The 21,234-nt window shown below is 69.8% G+C and carries 25 protein-coding genes; 7 read left to right on the top strand and 18 right to left on the bottom strand.

Going from position 1 to position 21,234, the window contains the following annotated elements:
* Window positions 1-97: 97 nt before the first annotated feature.
* On the bottom strand, window positions 98-424 hold the full coding sequence (locus GRI72_RS03955) for a TIGR02300 family protein (protein WP_160732659.1): 327 nt from the start codon (window positions 422-424) through the stop codon (window positions 98-100).
* Window positions 425-629: 205 nt separating this feature from the next.
* Here GRI72_RS03955 and aroA point away from each other — a divergent pair, with 205 nt between their 5' ends.
* On the top strand, window positions 630-1,943 hold the full coding sequence (gene aroA, locus GRI72_RS03950) for a 3-phosphoshikimate 1-carboxyvinyltransferase (protein WP_160732658.1): 1,314 nt from the start codon (window positions 630-632) through the stop codon (window positions 1,941-1,943).
* 4 nt (window positions 1,944-1,947) lie between these two features.
* Here aroA and GRI72_RS03945 read toward each other — a convergent pair whose 3' ends face one another.
* Complete coding sequence (locus GRI72_RS03945) at window positions 1,948-2,268, bottom strand: DMT family transporter (RefSeq protein ID WP_160732657.1); 321 nt, start codon at window positions 2,266-2,268, stop codon at window positions 1,948-1,950.
* Between the two features lie 287 nt (window positions 2,269-2,555).
* Between GRI72_RS03945 and GRI72_RS03940 the strand changes: the two genes are divergently transcribed.
* Together GRI72_RS03940 and GRI72_RS03935 are read left to right on the top strand one after the other, a co-directional pair.
* Window positions 2,556-2,849 carry a CBU_0592 family membrane protein gene (locus tag GRI72_RS03940; RefSeq protein WP_419880236.1) on the top strand — a complete coding sequence of 98 codons (294 nt, stop codon included), beginning with the start codon at window positions 2,556-2,558 and terminating at the stop codon, window positions 2,847-2,849.
* On the top strand, window positions 2,846-3,472 hold the full coding sequence (locus GRI72_RS03935) for a (d)CMP kinase (protein WP_160732656.1): 627 nt from the start codon (window positions 2,846-2,848) through the stop codon (window positions 3,470-3,472). Before GRI72_RS03940 ends, GRI72_RS03935 begins: the two co-directional genes overlap by 4 nt.
* A 58-nt stretch (window positions 3,473-3,530) precedes the next feature.
* On the opposite strand, the gene GRI72_RS03930 is transcribed toward GRI72_RS03935, so the two are convergent.
* Window positions 3,531-6,353: an autotransporter family protein gene (locus GRI72_RS03930; protein ID WP_202388929.1), complete on the bottom strand. Its 2,823-nt coding sequence runs from the start codon at window positions 6,351-6,353 to the stop codon at window positions 3,531-3,533.
* A gap of 176 nt (window positions 6,354-6,529) precedes the next feature.
* On the opposite strand from GRI72_RS03930, the gene GRI72_RS03925 reads away from it, so the two are divergent.
* The 3 genes from GRI72_RS03925 (at window position 6,530) to gloB (ending at window position 9,787) form a co-directional block, all read left to right on the top strand.
* Entirely contained in the window at window positions 6,530-6,979 is a 450-nt protein-coding gene (locus GRI72_RS03925; RefSeq protein ID WP_160732655.1) for a hypothetical protein, read from the top strand.
* Between the two features lie 239 nt (window positions 6,980-7,218).
* On the top strand, window positions 7,219-8,919 hold the full coding sequence (rpsA, locus tag GRI72_RS03920; RefSeq protein ID WP_160732654.1) for a 30S ribosomal protein S1: 1,701 nt from the start codon (window positions 7,219-7,221) through the stop codon (window positions 8,917-8,919).
* 112 nt (window positions 8,920-9,031) lie between these two features.
* Window positions 9,032-9,787: a hydroxyacylglutathione hydrolase gene (gloB, locus tag GRI72_RS03915; protein WP_160732653.1), complete on the top strand. Its 756-nt coding sequence runs from the start codon at window positions 9,032-9,034 to the stop codon at window positions 9,785-9,787.
* A gap of 12 nt (window positions 9,788-9,799) precedes the next feature.
* On the opposite strand, the gene GRI72_RS03910 is transcribed toward gloB, so the two are convergent.
* The 9 genes from GRI72_RS03910 to GRI72_RS03870 all read right to left on the bottom strand — a co-directional run bounded on the left by GRI72_RS03910 (window position 9,800) and on the right by GRI72_RS03870 (window position 17,186).
* The gene (locus tag GRI72_RS03910; RefSeq protein ID WP_160732652.1) at window positions 9,800-10,417 is read right to left on the bottom strand and encodes a flavodoxin family protein; all 618 of its coding nucleotides are present in this window, start codon (window positions 10,415-10,417) and stop codon (window positions 9,800-9,802) included.
* 128 nt (window positions 10,418-10,545) lie between these two features.
* Window positions 10,546-11,109 carry a F0F1 ATP synthase subunit B family protein gene (locus GRI72_RS03905; protein WP_160732651.1) on the bottom strand — a complete coding sequence of 188 codons (564 nt, stop codon included), beginning with the start codon at window positions 11,107-11,109 and terminating at the stop codon, window positions 10,546-10,548.
* A complete protein-coding gene (locus GRI72_RS03900) occupies window positions 11,102-11,596 on the bottom strand; it encodes a F0F1 ATP synthase subunit B family protein (RefSeq protein ID WP_160732650.1) in 495 nt (164 codons plus the stop codon). The genes GRI72_RS03905 and GRI72_RS03900 overlap by 8 nt, the downstream gene beginning before the upstream one ends.
* Before the next feature lie 77 nt (window positions 11,597-11,673).
* Entirely contained in the window at window positions 11,674-11,901 is a 228-nt protein-coding gene (locus GRI72_RS03895; RefSeq protein WP_047805836.1) for a F0F1 ATP synthase subunit C, read from the bottom strand.
* 47 nt (window positions 11,902-11,948) lie between these two features.
* Window positions 11,949-12,707: a F0F1 ATP synthase subunit A gene (locus tag GRI72_RS03890; RefSeq protein ID WP_160733205.1), complete on the bottom strand. Its 759-nt coding sequence runs from the start codon at window positions 12,705-12,707 to the stop codon at window positions 11,949-11,951.
* Window positions 12,708-12,777: 70 nt separating this feature from the next.
* Window positions 12,778-13,113 carry an AtpZ/AtpI family protein gene (locus GRI72_RS03885; protein WP_160732649.1) on the bottom strand — a complete coding sequence of 112 codons (336 nt, stop codon included), beginning with the start codon at window positions 13,111-13,113 and terminating at the stop codon, window positions 12,778-12,780.
* A gap of 127 nt (window positions 13,114-13,240) precedes the next feature.
* Entirely contained in the window at window positions 13,241-13,642 is a 402-nt protein-coding gene (locus GRI72_RS03880; RefSeq protein WP_160732648.1) for a YdbL family probable chaperone protein, read from the bottom strand.
* Between the two features lie 11 nt (window positions 13,643-13,653).
* Window positions 13,654-13,863, bottom strand: coding sequence for a YnbE family lipoprotein (locus GRI72_RS03875; protein ID WP_237486780.1), 210 nt, complete (start codon window positions 13,861-13,863; stop codon window positions 13,654-13,656).
* A 47-nt stretch (window positions 13,864-13,910) separates the two neighbouring features.
* Window positions 13,911-17,186, bottom strand: coding sequence for an intermembrane phospholipid transport YdbH family protein (locus GRI72_RS03870; protein ID WP_237486778.1), 3,276 nt, complete (start codon window positions 17,184-17,186; stop codon window positions 13,911-13,913).
* A 104-nt stretch (window positions 17,187-17,290) separates the two neighbouring features.
* Between GRI72_RS03870 and radC the strand changes: the two genes are divergently transcribed.
* Window positions 17,291-18,001 (top strand): RadC family protein, encoded by a 711-nt coding sequence (gene radC / locus GRI72_RS03865; RefSeq protein ID WP_237486777.1) that lies wholly within the window; start codon window positions 17,291-17,293, stop codon window positions 17,999-18,001.
* A gap of 26 nt (window positions 18,002-18,027) precedes the next feature.
* Here the strand turns inward: radC and GRI72_RS03860 are convergent, their stop codons facing one another.
* From GRI72_RS03860 to GRI72_RS03835, 6 genes are all read right to left on the bottom strand, one after another.
* Entirely contained in the window at window positions 18,028-19,251 is a 1,224-nt protein-coding gene (locus GRI72_RS03860) for a mechanosensitive ion channel family protein (RefSeq protein WP_160732645.1), read from the bottom strand.
* Between the two features lie 156 nt (window positions 19,252-19,407).
* Window positions 19,408-19,794, bottom strand: a complete 387-nt coding sequence (locus GRI72_RS14685; protein ID WP_337191126.1) for a DUF1801 domain-containing protein — start codon at window positions 19,792-19,794, stop codon at window positions 19,408-19,410.
* A complete protein-coding gene (locus GRI72_RS14680; RefSeq protein WP_160732644.1) occupies window positions 19,791-20,204 on the bottom strand; it encodes a DUF1801 domain-containing protein in 414 nt (137 codons plus the stop codon). Before GRI72_RS14680 ends, GRI72_RS14685 begins: the two co-directional genes overlap by 4 nt.
* Window positions 20,201-20,398 carry a hypothetical protein gene (locus GRI72_RS03845; protein WP_160732643.1) on the bottom strand — a complete coding sequence of 66 codons (198 nt, stop codon included), beginning with the start codon at window positions 20,396-20,398 and terminating at the stop codon, window positions 20,201-20,203. Before GRI72_RS03845 ends, GRI72_RS14680 begins: the two co-directional genes overlap by 4 nt.
* The gene (locus tag GRI72_RS03840; protein WP_160732642.1) at window positions 20,398-20,808 is read right to left on the bottom strand and encodes an SRPBCC family protein; all 411 of its coding nucleotides are present in this window, start codon (window positions 20,806-20,808) and stop codon (window positions 20,398-20,400) included. The genes GRI72_RS03845 and GRI72_RS03840 overlap by 1 nt, the downstream gene beginning before the upstream one ends.
* Window positions 20,805-21,149, bottom strand: coding sequence for a metalloregulator ArsR/SmtB family transcription factor (locus tag GRI72_RS03835; protein ID WP_160732641.1), 345 nt, complete (start codon window positions 21,147-21,149; stop codon window positions 20,805-20,807). Before GRI72_RS03835 ends, GRI72_RS03840 begins: the two co-directional genes overlap by 4 nt.
* Window positions 21,150-21,234 lie beyond the last annotated feature (85 nt).

Genomic DNA, 21,234 nt, shown 5'->3' with positions numbered 1-21,234 from the left:
CCGGCGCGCACTGGGTGGCGAACCGGCCCGCCGAAGCGGGAGGGCCGCCCTTTATTGAGAGCGGCCCGGCTTGGCAAGTGCGATTTCGCGGAAAAGTTCAGCTGTCTTCCTCTTCGTCGTCGCCCTTGCCCTTGGAAACGCCGAGATCGTCGTCGCCGCCGAGATCCACCTCGTTGTCGGGCGAATCCTGATCGTCGTCGACGTCGATATCCTCGAGGTCGTCGCCGCCCAGGTCGCTGTCGGCTTCCTTGTCCTTCTTTTCCTCTTCCTCGAACGGAATCGGCTGCTTGGTCTTCAGCACCGGTTCGGGGGTCCATTCCTCGCCGCACTCGATGCAGGTGACCGGGTCGTCCTTGCCCAGGTCGTAGAAACGTTCACCGCACTTCGGGCACGTACGCTTCGTGCCCCATTCTGGCTTGGCCATTGTCAATCCTTAACGTCGCCCGCCGCCACGACGGGGCAGAAATCCGAAAGTGTAACGTGATGGGTGCGGCCGCAACGGGAATCAAGAGCGCACCGCATGCGGCGCGCGCCTTGCCATAGGGCAATCGCGCTGTCAAAAGCCGCGGCCGTTCGCCCCGCCTGGTGAAGGATCTCTCTTGCACGCGCAGCCCCGCCCCCGCCGCTTCATGCCCTCTTCCCCCCTGCGCGGGACAATTCGCGTGCCGGGCGACAAGTCGATCAGCCACCGCGCGCTGATGCTGGGCGCGCTGGCGGTGGGCGAAACCCGGGCCAGCGGGCTGCTGGAGGGCGAAGACGTGCTGGCCACCGCCGCCGCGATGCGGGCCTGCGGCGCGCGGATCGAGAAGCAGGGCGATACCTGGTCGATCCACGGCGTCGGCGTGGGCGCGCTGCTGCAACCAGAAGGCGCGCTCGACATGGGCAATTCGGGCACGTCCACCCGGCTGCTGATGGGTCTGTTCGCGAGCCACGCGATCACCGCCGTGCTGACCGGCGACGCCAGCCTGACGAAGCGCCCGATGGGCCGCGTGATCGAGCCGCTTTCGCAAATGGGCGCGAGCTTCACCGCCTCGCCCGGCGGACGTCTCCCGCTGACGGTGGAGGGGCTGTGCCCGGCGGTGCCGATCGAATATCGCCTGCCCGTCGCCAGCGCCCAGGTGAAGAGCGCGCTGCTGCTCGCCGGGCTCAACACCCCGGGCATCACCACGGTGATCGAGCCGGTGCCGACGCGCGACCACTCCGAACGGATGCTGCGCGGCTTCGGCGCGCAGATCGATGTCGAGGAGATCGGCGGCGAGCGGATCATCCGCCTGCACGGCGAGGCGGAGCTTTCGCCCCGGGCGATCGAGGTTCCCGGCGATCCCTCGTCCGCGGCCTTCTTCCTGGTCGCGGCGAGCCTGGTCGAAGGCAGCGACCTGACGATCGAGAACGTCGGCCTCAACCCCACGCGCGCCGGCCTGGTCGGCGTCCTGCGCCAGATGGGCGCCGACATCACGGAAGAAAACCCGCGCACCGTGGGCGGGGAGCCGGTCGCCGACTTGCGCGTGCGCCATGCCCCGCTGAGCGGGATCGACGTCGATCCGGCGCTCGCGCCGAGCATGATCGACGAGTTTCCCATCCTGTTCGTGGCCGCCGCGCTGGCCGAGGGCACGACCCGCACCAGCGGGCTGGAGGAACTGCGGGTGAAGGAAAGCGATCGCCTCTCGGCCATGGCCGCCGCGCTCGCCGCCGCCGGCGCCCGGGTGGAGGAAAGCGCAAACGGGCTGGTCGTCGCGGGCACGGCGGGCGAACCGCTGGCGGGGACCGAGCCCGCCGCCGCGGTCGCCACCCATCTCGACCACCGGATCGCGATGAGCATGGCCGTCGCCGGCCTTGCCAGCCGGGCCGGGGTGGAAGTGGACGACACGCGCCCGATCGCGACCAGTTTCCCGGCCTTCACCGACCTGCTTGCCCGCGCGACCGGGACGGCGGACGCGCGCTAGCGCATCACGCCGGGCTGGACAGCTTCATCAGCACGATGCCCGAGACGATCAGGCCCGCGGCGAACAGGCGCATCGGCGTCACCGCCTCGCCCAGCAGGACGATGCCGAGCACGAAAGCCCCGACCGCCCCGATCCCGGTCCAGATCGTATAGGCCGTGCCCAGCGGCAGCGCCCGCATGGCCAGGGCCAGGAGGGCGAAGCTGAAGATCATGGCGACGATCGTGACGATCGAGGCGACCGGCCGGGTGAACCCGTCAGAAAGCTTCATCGAATAGGCCCAGACCGTTTCCAGCAGGCCGGCGACAAACAGAAATATCCAGGCCATGGCAGCCCCTTCGTTCCATTGCAGCGACTGCCGGGCCGTCCCGGTCTTGATCGCCCGCGAGGGGGCACGCGCGGACGTGGCCGGCGCGCCTGCCAGATAGGGTGCGCCTTTGCGGTTCTCAATCCTTGAACGGGTCTTTAAGGGCCCGAACGGGATCCCAACGGGCCCCGCAGCCGATCGCGCGGCCCGCGCAATTTGCAGGAGCGACAGCAATGACCATGGCCGGCAACGGCATTCCCGAAGGCAGCCAGGCCACGCCGGCCTGGTCGCTCGGCGCCGAACTGGGCCTGCCCTACCCCGGGCCGGAGCTGGCCAATTACATCGGCTTCGCCGGAATGGCCTGCATCATCGCGGCCTATGCCTACCAGACCGTGCGCGACAATCCCGACCCGTTCGTGCAGCACGGCACGAACCTGCTCGGCGCGGCGCTGCTGACGATCTCGCTGCTGGTCTATACCAACCTCGCCAGCCTGGTGCTCGAAGGGTTCTGGGCCGCGATCGCGGTCTACGGCCTGGTCAAGGCCTTCTTCGCGCGGCGCCCCGCGGCCCGCACGGCCGCCGGGAAAGGAGAACGGCAATGATCATCGCAGTCGATGGCCCCACCGCCTCGGGCAAGGGCACGATCGCGCGCGCGCTGGCCGCGCATTTCGGCCTGCCGCATCTCGACACCGGGCTGCTCTACCGCGCGGTCGGGCGGCAGGTCTTCCTCGACGGGGGCGACCCGGACGATCCGGCCGACGCGCTGGCGGCAACCGCCTTTCCCGATGCGCTGCTGGCCGATCCGCACTTGCGCGACGAGGATACCGGCGGGCTGGCGAGCCGGGTCTCGATCCACCCGGTCGTGCGCCAGGCGCTGTTCGAACGGCAGCGCACGTTCGCCACGCGCCCCGGCGGCGCCGTGCTCGACGGGCGCGACATCGGCACGGTGATCGCACCGGAAGCGCAAGTGAAGCTGTTCGTGACCGCCAGCGTCGAGGCGCGCGCGCTCCGCCGGTGGCAGGAAATGCACGACCGCGGCGCGGAGGCGACGCTGGAGGACATCGCCGCCAACCTGCGCCGCCGCGACGCGCGCGACATGGAGCGCAAGGATGCCCCGCTGGTCGCCGCGCCCGACGCGCTGGTGATCGATACTTCCGCGCTCGACCGCGACCAGGCGATCGCCGCCGCGATCGAAGCGGCGCGGACCGCGCTGGACGCCGCCTAGGCCGGCTGGACCGCCCGGCTTGCCCGGGCCAGGCCAACGCGCCGGGCCGGCGGCGCGGTCACCAGGCGATCGTCAGCCCCGCCGTGCCGCTCAGCCGCCGGTTGCGCGGGCCGCCCGCGTCGAGCGCGTAATCGCCCTTCAGGTGCAGCGCGACATTGCCCAGCCGGGCGACGACGCCGGCCCCGCCCTCGAACGCGGTGCGGTCGAAGTCGGTCCGGATCGCATCGCTGCCGAACCGCACCGCCTGGCTGCCCGAAAGGCCGTGCAGCACGCTGGCGTGGACATAGGGCAGTATCCGCGCCCCGCCCTCGCCATAGTCGCCCGCCAGCCGCAGGCCGAGACGCCCGGCCAACGCGTCGCCGCGCGCGTAGCCGATCGTGGAGAAGGCGTCCTCGCGGTCGTCCAGCCGCACCTCGCGCCACTCGATCTGGGCCTGCGGCTCGAGGGTCCAGCGGGGCGAGAGCGCGAGCGGGTAACCGGCCTCCAGCGTGGCGGCGAGCCCGGTCCCGTCGAGGTCGATCGCCATGCCCGTATCGGCCGAGGCGCCGCCTTCGAACCAGTTGTGCGCGAAGACCGCATCGACGTACCAGCCATCGGCCCCGACCACGCTGGCATATCCGGCCAGCGTCGTGCTGCGCACCTCGACCTGTCCGACAGTGAGATCGTTCCAGCCGATCGAGCGGCCGCGCACCGTGCCGTCGCCGGTGATCCGGCCGCCGAAGATGCCGAGGCGCAGCGTGTCGCCCCCTTCCCCGCCCAGGCCGACGAGGTCCTGGCCGACCTGGAAGCCCGAGAAATCGCCGTCGAACGAGGGCGCGACGTCGCCGCGCCACTTGATCTCGCTGTCCTCGGCGAACAGCCGGCCCCAGGTCGCGGGCAGGATGCCCCCGCCGCGCAAGATCCCTTGCTCGCCGCGCCGCTCGTGAAACGTACCGAGCGACAGGTGCGACAGGTGATGCATGACCGCGACCGGCGCGACGAAGGCCGGGACTTCGGGCCGATAGAGCGGCACGATCTCGCGCGTGTCGGCGGTGGCGCCGGGGGTGGGCGGCGCGACCGGGGCCCCGGCCACCGGCACCGGCGCGGGGTCTTCCGGCACGGGCGGCGGCGGCGGCGGGGGATCGGGCTGCGGCGCAGGTGCGGGCGGTGGCGGCGCGGGCGGCGGCGGGGCGCCCTCTTCGACCGGGGGCGCGGGATCGACCGGATCGGGGTCCGCCGGGGTCGGCTCGGGCGGCAGCGGCGGCGGCGGCGGAACCGGTGCCGGCGGCGGGGCCGGCGGCTCCGGTGCGACCGGCGGCGGCGGCGGAGGGGGCGGCTGGTTGGGCGGCGGCGCCGGCGCCGGCTCGGGCTGCGCCACGTCGGCCGGCGGGTTCGCCAGGGTCGAGCGCAGATACCAGTTCTCTCCCGTGCCGTTCGACAGGCCGCCGCGAAAGAGGAAATACTCGAACGCGCCGATCGCGACCCGGTGATTGAGCGCGAATGCCCCGCTGGCCGTGCTCGCCCCGTTGAGCGCCTCGACCACCAGGATGCCGTCGGCGGTCGTTTCGGCGCCCGCGCCGCCGGCGTTGAGGATCGTCACGCCGGTCGTGCCGGTCGCGGTGCCCCCGTCGATCACCAGCCGGTCCGACAGCGAGCTGTCGTCGCCCAGGACCGTGTCGAGCAGCAACAGGCCGCCCTCCCCCACGTAATCGCCGGCCACGGTGAAGGTGTCGCCGGGGCCGGAACCGCCACCGGTCAGGTCGATCCGCCCGGCGTTGACCAGCATGGCCGTCGCGCCCGCGGCGAACCCCGCCACGCCGGCGTGCCCGCCGCCGCCGAACAGCGTGCTGGAAGCATCGATCGTCAGGGTCCCGGTGCCGGTGCCCACGTCACCCAGCACGAGCGTGCCGGCAAAGGCGATCTCGGTATCGTCGGTCAGCGCGATCGTTTCCCAGCCGGTGAAGCGCGCGACTTCGCCGGTCGTCACGTTGGCGAGCGTCAGCGCATCCACCCCGTCGCCGCCCGCGATTTCGGGCACGGCGCCAAGGTTCGCGTCGGTCAGGTTGGCGAGCACGGCGCTGTCGTCGTCGCGGCTCATGTCGATCGCGCCGTGGACGATGCCGCCCCCGTCCCAGGTCAGCAGATCGTCACCCGAGCTCATGCGGATTTCCCCGCCGACGGAGCCGCCGGTGATCGTGACGCTGTCGGTTCCGCCCGAAACGCTGATATTGCCGCCGATCGTGCCGCCCGAGAGGACGATCGTGTCGTCGCCGAAGCCCGCGACGAGGTTGCGATCGATCGTCCCGCCCGACATGTCGAACACGTTGTCGGCCAGCTTCAGGTTGACCCGGCCGATCCGGCCCCCGGTCATGACGGCGTGATCGCCGTCGTCGAAGGCATCGACGATCCGACCGCCCGACATGAAGAACGTGTCGAGATCCCCGCCCTGGTTGAGCGAATCGATCTGGCCGCCGGTCATCGCAAAGTCGTCCAGCCCGTCGCCCTGCTGGACATTGCCGGTCACCGTGCCTTCGGCGATCTCGAACCGGTCGTCGCCGTCGCCCTGGTGGACGGCGTCCGCGATCGTGCCCGATTCCATGACGATCGCATCGGCCCCGCCGCCGAAGTTCACGTCGCCAGCGACCGTCCCCGATCCGCCGGCCGGGAAAGTCAGCGTGTTGTCGCCGCCGAAATCGTCGAGGCCGCCGGCCGAGCTGCCGCTGTCGCAGACGTAAGTGTCGTCGCCCGCCGTGGGCACGAAGTCGCAGTCCGCCTGCGCCGGCGCCGCGTGGCACAGCGCAATGCCGGCCGCGCCCGCCATCAGCCAGGGCCTGTGCCCCGCCCGGCGGGGCAGCCCCCCGGCGAGCGCCCCGTTGCGACGACGATCGGCCATTGCACGCATATCGATTTCTCCCCTGCACCGCTGGCGGCCGGTCTTCGCGCCGGCGCTTCACCGGGGGACGCTGACGGGCAAGCGTTATCAATTCGTTGCACGGCACACTTCGCACCTCGCTCCCTTCGCTCCCGCCTCCGGGCGTTTCGTGCTATGCACGGGCGGGCAGCAGAAAGGATCGGACAATGCTTCGCATCGTGCTCGCGGCCGCAGCGCTCGCCGCACCCGCCACCGCCGCGCAGGCGCAGAAAAGCGGCATCGACAAGCTGATCGCCGTTACCCAGACCAAGACCCAGGACGCCGACGAGGAGGCGCTTGGCGAAGACGGTGAAGAGGCCAGCCCCGCCGACCGCGTCGGCGCGCAGGCCCAGCGCCAGGCCATGGACCGCGCGCGGCTGGGCCGGACGCTGACGGTCAAGTGCCGCGACGACGCGGCGATACGGGCCGAGCTCGACCGTGCCCGCTCGCTGCTCGAGGCCGCGCGCGGGCAAGACGGGGCCGCGCTCAAGGCCTCGATCGCGCGGGCCCGCGCGCACCTCGGCACGGCGCTCGCGGCCACCGGCTGCCCGCGCGGCAGCACGGCCGTGGGCAAGCGGACCGACGACGCGGCCTACGGCATAATTTCCAAACTCTGATCCGCGCGGCTCGCACCGCCGGCGGCCCGGCCCAAAAACCTTGCAATCTGCCCGCGCGTGATCTAGGCGCGCGCCCGTTCTCTTGATCGTTCGATTGACAGGACCCGCGCGAAGGCATCCGGCCCGTGCGGCAGCGGCCCTCTTGCCCCGCCAGCCGTCGCAATAGTGCGGCGGAAGCGGTGAAAGACCCCGGTAAAACCGGTGGCCGGAAGCAAAACGTGAACAGGATCACCAACTCTATGGCAACTTCCGCCAATCCCACGCGCGCCGATTTCGAGGCGCTGCTCAACGAACAGCTCGGCGGCGCCGGCGACGAAGGCTTCGAAGGCCGCGTCGTCAAGGGCACCGTTACCGCGATCGAAAACGGCATGGCCGTGATCGACGTCGGCCTGAAGAGCGAAGGCCGCGTCAACCTCAAGGAATTCATGCGCGTCGATGACGAGCACGGGCTCGAAGTCGGCAGCGAAGTCGAAGTCTACGTCGACCGCGTCGAGAACGCCGAGGGCGAGGCGATGCTCAGCCGCGACCGCGCCCGCCGCGAAGCCGCCTGGGACAAGCTCGAAAACGAATTCGGCGAAGGCAAGCGCGTCGAAGGGCGCATCTTCGGCCGGGTCAAGGGCGGCTTCACCGTCGACCTCGACGGCGCCGTGGCCTTCCTGCCCGGCAGCCAGGTGGACATCCGCCCCGTGCGCGACGTTACCCCGCTGATGGACATGCCGCAGCCGTTCCAGATCCTGAAGATGGATCGCCGCCGCGGCAACATCGTCGTCTCGCGCCGCGCGGTGCTGGAAGAAACCCGCGCCGAACAGCGCAGCGAGCTGATCGACAAGCTGTCCGAAGGCCAGGTGATCGACGGCGTCGTCAAGAACATCACCGACTACGGCGCCTTCGTGGACCTGGGCGGGATCGACGGCCTCCTCCACGTCACCGACATGAGCTACAAGCGGGTCAACCACCCGAGCGAGATCATCGAGATCGGCCAGACGGTCACCGTCCAGATCATCCGCATCAACGAGGAAACCCAGCGCATCAGCCTGGGCATGAAGCAGCTCGAAAGCGATCCGTGGGAAGGCGTCGGCGCCAAGTACCCGGTCGGCGCGAAGCTGACCGGCACCGTCACCAACATCACCGAATACGGCGCCTTCGTGGAGCTGGAGCCGGGCATCGAGGGTCTCGTCCACGTGTCCGAGATGAGCTGGACCAAGAAGAACGTCCACCCGGGCAAGATCGTTTCGACCTCGCAGGAAGTCGAAGTCATGGTGCTGGAAGTGGACAGCGAGAAGCGCCGCATCTCGCTCGGCCTCAAGCAGGCCCAGCGCAATCCGTGGGAAGAATTCGCGGAGAAGCACCCGATCGGCTCGAAGGTCGAGGGCGAAGTCAAGAACGCCACCGAGTTCGGCCTGTTCGTGGGCCTCGACGGCGACGTGGACGGCATGGTCCACATGTCGGACATCGCCTGGGGCATCTCGGGCGAAGACGCGCTGGCGCTGCACCGCAAGGGTGAACAGGTCGAGGCGGTCGTTCTCGACGTCGATGTCGACAAGGAACGCATCAGCCTGGGCATGAAGCAGCTCGAAAAGGGTGCGCCGAGCGAGGCGGGCGCTTCGGGCAGCCTGCGCAAGGGCGAAACCGTCACCGTCACCGTGCTCGAAGTGCGCGACGGTGGACTGGAAGTGCAGGTCGGCGAAGACGGTGCGACCGGCTTCATCAAGCGTTCGGACCTCGGCCGCGACCGCGACGAGCAGCGCCCCGACCGGTTCCAGCCGGGCCAGAAGGTCGATGCCATGGTCACCGGGTTCGACCGTTCGAAGAAGCCGAACTTCTCGATCAAGGCGCGCCAGATCGCCGAAGAGAAGGAAGCCGTGGCGCAGTTCGGTTCGTCCGACAGCGGCGCGTCGCTCGGCGACATCCTCGGCGAAGCGCTGAAGAAGAAAGACTGATCCGGGACCGGCGCCCCCGCGAGGGCGGGGGTGCCGAACCTGTCGGAAGGCCCGTCTGCCCCGCGGCAGGCGGGCCTTTCCTATGGCGCGCCACCGGCCTAGGATGGGCGCCATGCTCGACGTTCACCAGTTCCCCTGTCTCGGCGACAATTACGGCTACCTGCTGCACGATCCCGCCAGCGGCGAAACCGCCTGCATCGACACCCCCGACGGCGCGGAATACCTGCGCCAGGCGGCGGCGAAGGGCTGGCGCATCACCCAGGTCTGGAACACCCACTGGCACCCCGACCATGCCGGCGGGAACGCGGCGATCGTCGAAGCGACCGGCGCCACGGTCGTCGCCCCGCGCGAAGTGGAGAAGCTGTCCCCGATCGATCGTGTCGTGGCCGATGGCGACCGGGTCACGCTCGGCACGCACGAGGCGCAGGTGATCGACGTCGGCGGGCATACGCAGGGGCACGTCGCCTATCACCTGCCCGATGCCGGCATGGCCTTCGTCGGCGACAGCGTCTTCGCGCTCGGCTGCGGGCGCATGTTCGAGGGCACGGCCGAACAGTTCTGGGCCAGCCTGGAGCGGATCAGGGCCCTTCCGCGCGACACCACGCTCTATTGCGCGCACGAATATACCCAGGCCAACGCGCGCTTCGCGCTCCATGCAGACCCGGACAATACCGCCCTGCGCCGTTATGCCGAGGAAATCGATCGGCGCCGCGCCAAAGGCGAACCGACCGTGCCCATGCCGCTTTCGCGCGAGCTGGAGACCAATCCCTTCCTCCGCGCCGACGACGCGGGCCTGCGCGATCGCTGGGGCGGCAACGCCCCGCACGAGACTTTCGCCGCGCTGCGCGCCGCGAAGGACGCGTTCTGACGGCGCGCGCGCTCAGCCTTCCTGCCCGGGGTAGGGGCTGTCCTTCAGCAGGCCGGCGAGGTGCGCGGCATTGCCGGCCACCATCGCGGCGGTTTCGGACACCTTGTCGGGAACTTGGTCGAGGTCCTTGAAGTCGGTCGATCCCATCGCTTCGCCAACCCAGTAACAGGCCGCGGCGGCGGGGATCGTCCACCCGGTGTCGTTGAGCGACTGGAACAGCTGGGACGAGGCCCAGTGCGCGCCGTCCTCGTTGCCGACGATCGCCGCGACGGCGACCTTGGAATAGCTGGGCATCCGCCCCTTCTCGTCGGTCTCGCTCAAGAAAGCGTCCATCCGTTCGAGCACGCGCTTGGCGATCGAGCTGATCTGGCCCAGCCAGATCGGGCCGCCGAAGACGAGGATGTCGTGGGCGAGGATCTTTTCCCGCAACCGCGGCCAGTCGTCGCCCTCCCCCTCGTCGGACGTGACGCCGGGCAGGACGTTGTAATCGGCGATGCGCAGCGTTTCGGACAGCGTAACGTCGTGCCGGGCGAAGGCATCGCGCAGCACCGCAATCATCGCGTCGGTCGAGCTCGCCTCGTCGCCGGAGGACTTGAGCGTGCAGTTGAGGGCAATTGCGGAAAGGGCCATGTGATTCTCCTGTCTTCACAGGAAGAAGCACACGGCCCTTCTATCGTTCCGGCGTTTGCCGGCGCGCGGTGCCCGCAGGCTGGCGATCAGGGGCTGGCGATCAGAGGTTGGCGATCAGAGGTTGGCGATCAGAGGCTGGCGATCAGTTCGTCCGCCAGCTTGCGATCGGCGTCGGCGTCGTGCTTCTGCGCGATCAGCTTGCGCGAAGCCTCGGCAGCGGCGGCGGCGGCGCGGTTGCGCACGTCCTCCACCGCCTCGCGCTCGGCCGCGGCGATCTTGTCTTCGGCCATCCGCTTGCGCCGTTCGACCATCGCCTTGCTGTCGTCTTCCGCCTTGGCGAGGATCGCGTCGGCTTCGCGGCGCGCGTTGTCGAGCATCGCCTCGGCGTCCTTCTCCGCCCCGGCGACCTTGCGGCGATACTCGTCGCGCAGGGCCTCGGCCTCGGCGCGAAGGGTCTTCGCCTCGTCGAGCTGCTGGCGGATCGCGGCGATCTTGTTGTCGAGCCCGCCGACGATCATGCCGGGGACTTTCTTCCACACCGCGATCAGGATCAGCACGGTCATCGCCACCGCGACGATCTGGAACGGGGCCAGCCCGAACAGCTCCGGCTCGACGTGTTCGGCCGAACCGTGTTCGATCACGGTCTGCGCCTCGGTCTCGTCGGTCGTGAACACTTCCGGCGTGTTAGCCATGGCTCAGGGCCTCCTTCACGGCCTTCTTGGCGCTGGCCGGGGTCACGCTGGCCCCGGCAAGGCGCTGGACGATGTCGCGGGCCGCATCGGCCGCCACGTCTTCCACTTCGGCCAGGGCCGTCTTGCGCGCATCGGCAATCTCGGCTTCGGCCTTGGCCAGCTTGGTATCGAGGCGCTTCTGCGCCGCCGAAAGCTTCTTTTCGCTGGCCGCGGCCGCATCCGCCTTGGCCTGGGCGACCAGGGCCTGCGCGGCGGCGCGATTCTCGTTCTCGCGCTTGCGCCAGGCTTCCTCTTCCTCGTCCGCCTGGCTGCGCGCGGCCTCGGCAGCGGCAAGATCGGCGGCGATCTGGCTGTCGCGCTGGGAAACGGTGTCCATCACCTTGGGCACCATGCCCCGGCCGACAACGAAGAAGACGATCCCGAAGAACACCAGCAGCCAGAAGATCTGGCTGGAATAGGTATCTGCGAGCTGGGCTATCTGGGGCATCGAAGCACGTCCCGGAAGTCAGGCGGAAAAAGGCGTGCCGGCCGGGGCTGGCCCGGCCGGCGACGGGTATCGGTCGATCAGGCGACGAAGATCAGGATCATCGCCACGACGAACGCCAGCAGGCCGAGAAGCTCGGCAGCGGCGAAGCCGATGAACAGGCGGCCCTGCTGGCCGTCGGCGGCACCCGGGTTGCGCAGCGCGCTTTCGAGGAACGAGCCGAACACGTTACCCACACCGATCGCGGCCATGCCCGCACCGATAGCGGCGAGACCGGCGCCAACCAGCTTTGCAGCTTCTACGTCCATTTCAAAAACTCCTTTGGATCGAATACGTTAATTCGGGTTGGTAAAACTCAGTGAAGGTTCTCGGCGTCGTTGATGTAGAGCGACGTCAGGAGAGCGAACACGTAGGCCTGGATGCCCGCGACCAGGATTTCCAGCGCGCAGATGCCGATCATCAGCAGGAAGCTGGGCAGGCCGACCAGCGCGGCGAAACCGACGCCGGCATTGGTGCCGTCGATCACGAAGCTGGAAAGCACCTCCAGCAGGACGTGACCGGCCATCATCGCGACGAACAGCCGCAGCGCGAGGCTGAACGGGCGTACGGCGAAGCTGACCAGTTCGATCAGGAAAATCGCCGGGATCATCGGCAGCGGGGTCCCGTGCGGGACGAACAGGCTGAAGAAATGAAAACCGTGCTTCCAGAAGCCGACGATCAGGACGATCGAGAAACTGATCGCGGCCAGGACGCCGGTGATCGTGAAATGGCTGGTGAAAGTGAACGGGTGGAGGCCGACCACGCCGAGCGGCAGGAGGCCGAGGAGGTTGGCGAAGAGAATGAACATGAACAGCGAGAAGACATAGGGCACGTACTTGCGCCCGGCCTTGCCGATGTTCGCTTCCAGCATGTCGTCGATGAAACCGGTGAAGGTTTCGACCGCCATCTGCCAGCGGCCGGGCACGAGCTGGCGCTTCGTCCCGCCCCATACGAAGATGCCCAGGATCACGGTCGTGATCAGCATCCACAGCGCGCTGTTGGTGAAGGCGATGTTATAGCCCGCCAGTTCCCAGTTCTGCGAGCCGAACATCGGCTCGATCGTGAACTGGTACATCGGGTCGACCTTTGCCGGTTCGGCTGCCACGGCTGTTACGTCCCTACCTCATGAACATTCGCGCTCGCGGCTACCCCTCGGTCGAGGAGTCGTCGGAGCGCGTGTTCGCCATCCGGAAAATGTTCCTGAAGGCCACCACTATCCCGAGGAACAGGCCGGCCAACAGACCCCAGGGCGACGTGCCGGCGAAGGTATCGACCAACCAACCGAGCACGAGGCCGCCGAGAATACCGCCGAGAAGATCCGCCAGGACCCGGTTGCCGCTGCGGTAATTCGCATCGGCACCCTGGACCTGCGGCCGGTTGCGGTTGTCTTCGCGCTCGCGTGCGGCCTTGAGCCGCTCTTCGAGCGCGTCGATGCGCGCATCCTCGGCGATTGGTTCTCGTGCGGGCTTTTCGTCGCTCATGCCGTGTTCCTTAGGGGAATCCGCGACATGCGCAACACCTGCCCGCCGAGGGCGCCGCCCCCTTAGGCCGCCCCTTTTGGCGAGTCAATCGGCGGCTTGCCCCGGCCGGGGCCTGCGCGGCGCGCGATCAGGCCGGGCAGCGGCTGTCGCGCTGCGGCGGCGCGCCGGTGCGCGTCTGCCACGAACCGTCGGGCGCCTGGTACTTCTCCCCCGGAACGGTCTTCGCGATCGCGATGCAGCCGGCGGTCAGCGCATATTCCTCCACCGTCGCATTGGCGGCCTGCGCCCGCTGGGCATAGACCGCGCGACGCTTGATATTGATGTCGTTGACCATGCGCTGGAGATCGGGCGTGGCGGTGCCGACGATGCCGAGATAGCCGTCCATCCGTTCGCCCACCTTGCCGGCGGCGCGCGCGGCCTCGTAGGCCGGATCGCGCTGCGCCTGCGCCGGGGTGGCCAGGATCGCCCCGCCCGCCAGCGCGAAAGCGGCTGCGGCGAGCGAGAGCTTGCGGGTCAATGTCGTTTTCATGCCGGTTCCCATCAGAAGATGTCCGCGTTTTCCTCGATCGTGTTGCCCGCGTCTGCCGCGAGGCGATAGATCACTTCCTGCCGGATGTTGATATTCAGCTCGATCACGATCGGCCGTTCGGGCGCCTCCACCGAGATGCAGCCGCCCAGTGCCGCCGCGCCGGCCGTTACCAGCACCAGCGAACGGATCGCCCGCGTGATTGGCCGCGCTCCCCCCTGCATCGCCAGGGTTGTCGCAGCCGCGCAGCGGGCAGTCAATTCGGCGGGGATCATGGCATTGTCTCGCTTTCCTGGGTCTGAACGGGTGAATCGGCGGGCCGGGAATCGGCAGGCAGGGAATCGGCGGGCGGACTGCCCCCGCCCACCGGCCCGGGCGCGGGCTGCAGCCGCTCGCCGTCGTCGGACAGCAGCCCCAGCTCGCGCGGGTCGCGCACGAAGGCCGGATCGTAGAGCGACCGGAGATTGGTCAGCAACTGGGTGAAGGCGGCGCGGATGTTGACGCGGAATTCGAGCGGCAGCCCGGCGATCTGGCGGGTGACGAGGTTCTTGCTCGTCCCTTCCCCCTGGCTCACCCCCTCGAAGCGCAGCTCGGTCACGATCTCGCCCGAGAGGCTGCCGTTCATTTCCACCACCATCCGCCGGTAATCGAGCGAACGCAGCGCGTCGAAGGCGAAATTGGCCACCGGCGACAGGTCCTCGTATGTCAGTTCGCCGACATAGGACACGCTGCCGCCCGGCGCGCGCGAGACCAGGCGGCCGCCCTCGATCCGGCCGTTCCCGGCCGCGTCGAAGACGATCGGCAGTTCGCCGTCGAACGTGCCGGTGGCGTGGATATTGCCGAGATCGAGCTGCTGGACGAAAGTCGCCGCGTCGAGGCCCTCGATCACGAAGACATAGGCGCGCCGTTCGCTCGCGCCGATGTTCAGGTCCACCGGGCGCAGGGTCAGCGTGCCGCCCATGAAGGGCCAGGTCCCGCCGGCGATCGACAGGAACTGGCCCTCGCGCAAGGCGAATTCGACTTCGCCCCCCGTCGCCTCGACCCCCGGGTTGACCGATTCGACGCGCAGCCGCTGGCCCGGCACGGTGGTCAGGTCGAGGAGGTCGGAAAAGACGATCGTGCCCGCCGCGCCGCGCACCGGGCCGAAGGCGGCGGCGAAGTCCAGCCCCTCGCTCGAGAAGCGCCCGCCGCTCGTCACCCCGTCCCCGTCCCACGCGATCCGCCCGGTCCCGCGCACCACGCCGCGGGTATTGGCGATCACGCCCAGGGCCAGTTCGCTCAGCATGTCGGGCTGGAGCGCCTCGTCGAACCGCAGCGCGTCGACGTCGAGATCGGCATGGCCCGCCCCGCGCGCCAGGTCGTGGACGACTGCGACATCGACGACCGCGCGGTCGCTGCGCGGTTCGCGCAGCAGGGCGTCGGCGCGGATCACGTTGTCCTCCAGCGCAAGCCGCGCCCCGCGCGCGACCAGCGGGCGGAAGCGGTCCTGCTCGCTGCGGTCTTCGAGGACGAAGGCGCCGTCCTCGATCGCGAAGACGCCGCCGGCATAGCGCCAGCGGCCGCGCGTCTCGCGCAAGTCGAGCGGGACGGCGAACAGCGCGACGTCGGCATCGGCGAAAGTCCCCTCGATCGCGCTGCCCAGCGTCGCGCCGACCTGGCTGACGCGGAACCGGTTCGCTTCCTCGACCGGGCCGAGCGAGATGTCGAGGTCGCGCGCGCTGAGATTGCCGGGCCAGGCGAAGCCGACCGGGCCCGATTCGATGCGGATCGCCGTGCCCGCCAGCTCCCCCGCCAGGTCGAGCGACGGCGTGCCTGCCGCCAGCCGCAGCCCGCGCGCATCGTAGGCAAGGATCGGCGCATTGCGCGGCGGACAGAGCCGCAGGCCGCGGCGTTCGAGCACGAGGTCGGCCATCTCCAGCCGTTCGAACCGGAAATCGGCGCAGTCGTGCCACAGCGCGAGGCCGCGCGCGGGCGACCAGTTGCCGTCGAGCGGCACGACCAGCGCCCGCGCCGCGCCGCCCGGCAAGGCGCCCGAGACGACCGCGCGGCCGGAAAAGCCGAGCTGCCCGCCCGCGCCCTGGGCTAGCACGAGCTCGGGCAGGGCGACCCGCGAATCGCCGGCCGCGTATTCGGCCATCCGCATCCGCAGCACGGTATCGCGGCCGCCGAGCTGCTCCATCCGCCCGACCATGCGCGGCAGGCCCCTGCCCCCGGTGCGGAAATTGCCGGCGATGCGCGGCGCGCGCCCCGCGCCGCCCAGGTAGTGCACGCGCGAGAGGGCGAGCAGCGTTTCCCCGCTGCCCCCGCGCAGGCTGGCGCTGGGGACGACGGCGGTCACCGCCTCGCCGGTCCTGCGCCAGGTCAGTTGCCCGGCGAGCCGGCTGCCGCGCTCCTCGCGCCGGAGAGCGTCGGCCATCCGGCGGGCGAGCGGCGCGAGCAGCGTGTCGCCGCCGTCGCGGGTGACGGCCGCCAGCGCGTCGGAAACGGCCCGCCCCATGCGCAGGCCGTTGCCTTCGAGGTCGGCGTCGATCTCGACCCGCCGAAACCCGTCGCGCGCGCGCAGGCCGCCCTTGGCGGTGAGGACGGCGAACTGCGCCTGCGGATGGGCGAGACCGCGGCCGACCAGCGAATAGCGCGCCGTCAGCCGCGCATCGCGCCAGCTGGCGCGCAGGTTGGCGTTCAGCCCGTTCAGCCGCGCGCCGCCCAGCGTGGCACGGCCGGACGCGAGGCGGGCGCGGCCGTCGTAGCCGACGAGGTCGGCATCGCCCGTCGCCTCCAGCGCGAGCGCGAGATTCTCCACCGCCGGGCCCTCGCCCGCGCAGGCGAGGCGCGCCACGCGCAGCGGCCCGTCGAAGCTCGGCCGGCCGGCGGCGGTGGTCAGGCGACCGTAGAGCGTCGCGTCTTCGGCCCGGCATTCTCCGGCGGCGATTCGCGGCGCGACCGCGGCGAGGTGGCCATCGAAGCCGTCGTCGAGTTCCCCCTCGCCCGCGGCCTTGATCCCGACCGGCCCGTAATCGCTTTCGATCAGCGCGCGACCGTCCACCAGCCGCAAGTCGAGGTCGGGCAGCCCGGCGCGCGCGTCGCTGTCGGCGAAGAGCACCCGGTCGAGCGTGCCGAAGCTCAGCCGCCCGCCCGTCAGCCGCCCGAAAAGGCGCGCCCGGTCGAGCTCCACCCGGCCGATCGCCGGCGTGCCGAAGCGATAGCGCAAGTTGACCACGACTCGCGCGATCGTGAGGTCGGGCCGCGCAGGGTCGCCGATCACGACGTTGCGCAGCACCTGGCGTTCGGGCCCGATGCTCTCGATCTCGTACTGCGCGGGGAGGTCGTGGTCTTCCAGCATCCCGGCGATCACGTCCTGCGCGATCCGCTCGCGCGAGAACCACAGGACCGCGATCGCGCTTGCCACCAGCGCGAGCAGGAACAGCGACAGGCGCACGCGCCAGCGCGGAGCGCGCCGGCCCGATGCCGCCGAATCCGGCCTTTCCTCGTTCTCGTCCTCGGCCAGCGCCATCGTGCTCCACTTGCGCGCATCGCCCGGCAAAGGCAATGCATGGCGGTTGGGGATCGCGCCCCGGGGGATCGCAACCGAAGGGGCGCAACCCAAGAGGACGCGACATCTGGGGTCGCACTCCGGCGCAAGAGGGGGAGCCATTGCCGCAAGGGGGGAACAAGCCGCCCGGCAAGACGCCGGCCCACGCGGGCCTGGGCCACCGCGCGCGGCTGCGCCGGCGCCTGCTTGCCGGCGGGGCGGAGGCGCTGGCCGATTACGAAGTGCTCGAATATCTCCTTTTCGCCGCCAATCCGCGCGGCGACACCAAGCCGCTGGCAAAGGCGCTGCTCGACCGGTTCGGCTCGCTACCCGCGGTGCTCAACGCCGATCCCGCCGCGCTGGCCCGGGTCAAGGGCATGGGCGAGACGGGCACCGCCATGCTCAAGGCCACCGCCCTCGCCGCCCGGCGCATGGCCCGCGGCGAAGTCGAGCGAAAGCCGGTTCTGGGATCGTGGCAGGCGCTGCTCGATTACCTGACGATCGACATGGCGCACCTGACGGTGGAGCGGGTCCGCGTGCTCTATCTCGACACGCGCAACCGCCTGATCCTCGATTACCATGTCGGCGACGGTTCGATCGACGAGGCGGCGATTCACCCGCGCGAGGTGGTCAGGCGCGCGCTGGACGTGGGCGCGAGCGCGCTGATCCTGGTCCACAACCACCCCAGCGGAAACCCCGCGCCGAGCCAGGCCGACATCCAGGTCACCCGCCGGATCGCGGAGGCCGGCCGCCTGCTGGGGATCGTCGTCCACGACCACGTGATCGTGGGGCGCGAAGGCCATGCCAGCCTGCGCGCGAAAGGATTGATCTGACCCGAGGCCCCGCGGCGGCCGGCGCGCTAGCCTTCCGCCAGCGTGCGGAAATCGAGGCCGCTCGGCTGCTGGAATATCCGCAGGCCGAACTCGGGCAGGATCGCCAGCAGGTGATCGAAGATGTCCGACTGGATCCGTTCGTATTCGAGCCACGCGGTCGTGTCGGTGAAGCAGTAGATCTCCAGCGGCAGGCCCTGCGGCCCCGGCTCGCGCTGGCGCACCATCAGCGTCATCGCCGGGGAAACCCGCGGATGGGCGCGCAGATAGGCGAGGACATAGGCGCGGAACGTGCCCACGTTGGTCGCCCGGCGCGCGTTCACCGCCTCGCGCCCCGCCTCGCCCAGCCCGGCGTTCCATTCGCCCAGCTCGCGTTCCTTGTCGGCGAGGTAGTCCGCGATCAGCGCGACCCGCTTCAGCCGCGCGATCTCCTCGGCTTCGAGGAACCGGATCGAGTTCTGGTCGATGAAGATCGGCCGCTTGATCCGCCGCCCGCCCGATTCGGACATCCCGCGCCAGTTCCTGTAGCTTTCCGAAATCAGCCGGTGGGTCGGGATCGAGACGATCGTCTTGTCGAAATTCTGCACTTTCACCGTGTGCAGCGCGATATCGATCACGTCGCCGTCGGCCCCGGCCTGGGGCATCTCGATCCAGTCGCCCACCCGCAGCAGGTCGTTCGACGTGAGCTGGACCGAGGCGACGAGCGAAAGGATCGTGTCCTTGAACACCAGCAGGACCACCGCCGCCATCGCGCCGAGGCCCGAGAGGAGGAGGAGCGGCGACTGTTCGATCAGCACCGCGACGATCAGGATCGCCGCGCCCGAATAGACGACGATCTTCAGCACCTGGACATAGCCCTTGATCGGGCGGCTCGCGCTTTCGGGGCGCTGTTCGTAAAGCGCGTTGACGAAGCTGAGCGCCGCGCTGATCGCCATGGCGATGACCAGGATCGTCACCCCGTTGGCGACGTTCGCGATCACCGATGCGATTCCGGGCGCGAGATGCGGCACCGCGCCCACGCCGTAGGCGACGATCACCGTGGGCACGATATTGGCGAGATAGGCGACGACCTTGCGCGGGCTCGGCCCGTCCTGCGGCAGGACCCGCGCGATCAGGATGCGCAGGATGATCTTCTTGGCGACGAAGTTGCCCAGCCAGGCCAGCGCCGCCAGGATGCACAGGCCGACGACCATCTCGGCCGTCGGGGCAAGGCCGGTCAGGCCCAGGTCCTCGAAAGTCGGAAGTTCGATCATCGCGTCTTGCCGGGCGGGGAGCGGCCGAACCGCCCCGGCCTGTCCACTTGGCCCCTCGTTCTCGGTCGGTCGTGACGGGCGGCTAGGTGGACGCGGCCGCCCCGGCTGTCAATCGAAGCGCGCGCCCCCGACCGGCTGGGCGCGGCGCAGGCCCGGTCAGCCGGCCGCCCGGGCGCGGTTGGCGGCCACCGCCTCGCGCACCAGCGCGGTAAGCGCGGCCTCGTCCGGCTCGTCGCCTTCGCGCAGGTCGATCGCGCGGCGGACCTTGCCTTCCAGCCCCGCGTTGAACAGCCCGTGCGGATCGGCCAGCGCCGCGCCGCGCGCGAAAGTCAGCTTGACCTTGTCGCGATATGTCTCGCCCGTGCAGACGATGCCCTCGCAGGTCCAGGTCGGCACGCCCGCGGGGTTGGAGGGCTTGCGCCACTTCACCTCTTCCACGATGGCCGGGTCGGCGGCGAGGACGATCGCGCGCACCCGGGCGAGCGTTTCCTGGCGCCAGTCGCCGGCCCGATCGCCTGCTTTCGCGTCGCGCGCGCCGGTCACAGCTTCTCTCCCGGAAGGGCGGCGGCCTGCCTGATCCAGTCGGCAAACCGCTCGCCGGGCCGTTCGCCTTCGTGAAAGTGGCAATAGCGAACCTCGGGGTATTTCGAGGTCTCGGGCGGCTGGGGTTCGAGCGACCCGCCGCGAAAGAAGGTGACTTTCACGTAACGGTCGAAACAATGGAACGAGGCGAACCAGCACCCCTGCTCGACACCGTAGAACGGGGTGTTCCACTTCACCGCCTTCTGCACCCCGGGCACCTCGCGCACGATCGCCGCGTCGAGCGCCTCGCCGATCGGTTTCTTCCATCCGGGCATGGCGGCGATATAGGCCTGGACCGGGGCATCCCCCTCCCCCTTCGGGATCTGGGGATTGCCCCCGGCCAGCAGCTTCGGCTCGCCCTCGTCGCTCATTTCGCGGCTCCCGGCCGCGCCGGGCGGAACCACATGTACATGCCGGATGCAATCAGCCCCAGGAGGAACGGCAGCGGCGTGTAGTAAAGCCATTCGGGCGGCGTCGTCAGCGCCTGGAGCAGGAAGATCGCGGCGACGAGAGCGACGAAGGCCATCGATATCCAGCGGTGCCATTTCCTGATCGTTGCGGGCATCAGCCAATCCTTTCGAGCAATGCGTCGAGAGCCTTGAGAAAGCGCGGCCAGCCTGCGCGCGCGCCGTAATAGGCCTGTCGATCCTGCGGCCGGAACCCGGTCTGTTCCAGCGTCAGGCGGGTTCCCTCGGCAGCCGGCTCCAGCGTCCATTCGACCTCGCTGCGCAGTTCGGGGCCGTTCCAGGTATAGCGCAGCCGGCGCTGCGGCTCGACCTCGAGGACCTCGCCTTCGACCCGGCCCCATTCGGCATCCATCGCGAAGCGCGCGCCCGTCTCGGCCCGGAAATCGTTGGGCATGATCCATTCGGCCAGCAGCTCGCTCTGCGTCAGGGCGCGCCAGACGCGTTCGGGCGGGTGGGCGAACTCGCGTTCGATCGTCAGGGTGCGGGTCCGGTCGTCGCCTGGGGTCAATTGTCCATCCTTCGCAAGACATCGTCGAGCGCGTGGAGCCGCGCGTGCCAGGTCGCGCGCATTTCGCGGGTCCAGTCGTCGAGCGGGGCGAGCCGGTCCGCGCGCGCTCGGTAGAATGTCGCGCGGCCCGCCGGGCGGGCCTCGACCAGGCCGCCTTCCTTCAGGACCGCGAGATGCCGCGAGACCGCCGGTTGCGAGATCCCCGCGCCATCGGTCAGGCGGGCGACCGTCAGTTCCCCTTCGCGGCACAGGCGTTCGAACAGCGCGCGCCGGCTGCCATCCGCCAGCGCGCGGAAGACCTGGTCCCTCGCGGGGCTTGCGGGAGGCGCATCGGCGGGCACGACTCATTCATAACCACGCAGTTATGAATGAGTCAATCGGCGCTTGCCCGCTGCCCCGGCCCCCCTTTCAAGATTGGGCGAGATC

The sequence above is a fragment of the Pelagerythrobacter marinus genome (genome assembly GCF_009827515.1).
GTDB classification, from domain to species: Bacteria; Pseudomonadota; Alphaproteobacteria; order Sphingomonadales; family Sphingomonadaceae; genus Pelagerythrobacter; species Pelagerythrobacter marinus.
This window is presented reverse-complemented; position numbering and strand designations above follow the sequence as displayed.